This is a genomic window from Shinella sp. BE166 (genome assembly GCF_051201095.1).
GTDB lineage: Bacteria > Pseudomonadota > Alphaproteobacteria > Rhizobiales > Rhizobiaceae > Shinella > Shinella lacus.
This window is the reverse complement of sequence record NZ_JBPEHL010000067.1, coordinates 1-1,243: the sequence shown is the minus strand read 5'-3', so window position 1 is coordinate 1,243 and position 1,243 is coordinate 1. Positions and strand designations below refer to the sequence as shown.

Below are 1,243 nucleotides of genomic sequence, written 5' to 3'. Positions count from 1 at the left end.
TCGGCTAGTCGGGCGTTCATAGCGTAGGCCGATGCCCAACTGACGTCGTGGACCTTCACCTCGTTGCGGCCCGTCCGCTCGACGATCAGCTTTTCCAAACCATTTGCTGAAAGGTCCGGGTCCCCATCCGCAGAGACCGGCGCCTGTATCTGGAACAGATCGGTACCCATGAGCGGGCAGATGGCAACCATCCGCTGCATGTCACCGGTGTTGAACTGCCACCAAACATCACGGCTTAGGCCGGTCAGGCCAACGTCAGCGACAATCGCGCGCACGCCCAGGGTTTTGCCGGGGAACGCGATACCAAGTGCGTGTCGTACGAAGCTGCGACCTCCGTCCGCGCCGATCAGATGGCGTACGCGAACCGTCTCCGCTCCGCCCGAACGAGAAAGATGGGCCGTAACTCCATTACCATCTTGCTCGAAGCCCGTCAGCTCGCATCCGAACTCAACCCGCCCACCCAGTTCCGCCAGCCGGTCCCGCATGATTTGTTCCGTCAGAAATTGCGGGATCATCAGCGGAATATGATACGGCTCCGCGGGTGTCGCCTGAACCCGCCCCCCAAAATCTCTCTCCATGAAGCTACCGTCGTCGCGATATTCTCGCATCCTTGGGTAAACGCCCCCGGCCGCGACGATCTTATCGAGGATACCGAGATCCTCGAAGATCTCTTGCGTCCTAGGTTGAATCCCCTTGCCTCGCGAGCCCGGGAACGGTTCGCGCTTCTTGTCGATCAGGCGGAAAGAGACCCCCCGCCGCGCCAATTCTATTGCTAGCGTCAGGCCAGCCGCTCCCGCGCCGCAGATGAGCACATCTGCTTCGAATTCGTTTGTCATGTCGCTCTCCATGTGTGTATTATGCACATAATAGGAGATGCGCCATGCCGTCAAGGAATAATGTGCAACTTACACATATCAGCGAAAAGGTCCGTGAACTGCACGGTTCGCTAATCGACATCGTCACGCTCATGAATCGGCCCCAGCGTGACGAGGCGCTCGTTCGGGAGGCGGGAATCGCCCTAGATCGAGCCCTCTTCCCGCTCCTTGTCGGGATCGAGCGGCGGGGACCGATCGGCATTGTGGAATTGGCGGCCGGCGTCGGGAGGGACTACACCACAGTTAGTCGGCAGGTCGCGAAGTTGGAGAGCCTCGGGCTTGCCGAACGCAGGCAAAGCCCGGCTGACCGTCGCGTGAATGAAGTTGTTGTCACGGCGAAGGGCAAGGCAATGACCGACAAGATCGAT

Annotated in this window: 2 protein-coding genes; one reads left to right on the top strand and one right to left on the bottom strand. The window is 59.8% G+C overall.

Annotated elements, in window-relative coordinates; all coding sequences use genetic code 11:
* On the bottom strand, positions 1-836 hold an 836-nt coding region (locus J2Y63_RS35425), incomplete at its 3' end, for an FAD-dependent monooxygenase (RefSeq protein ID WP_435269842.1).
* Positions 837-880: 44 nt separating this feature from the next.
* Here J2Y63_RS35425 and J2Y63_RS35420 point away from each other — a divergent pair.
* Positions 881-1,243 (top strand): MarR family winged helix-turn-helix transcriptional regulator (locus J2Y63_RS35420; RefSeq protein ID WP_435269841.1); only part of this gene is annotated, 363 nt, incomplete at its 3' end.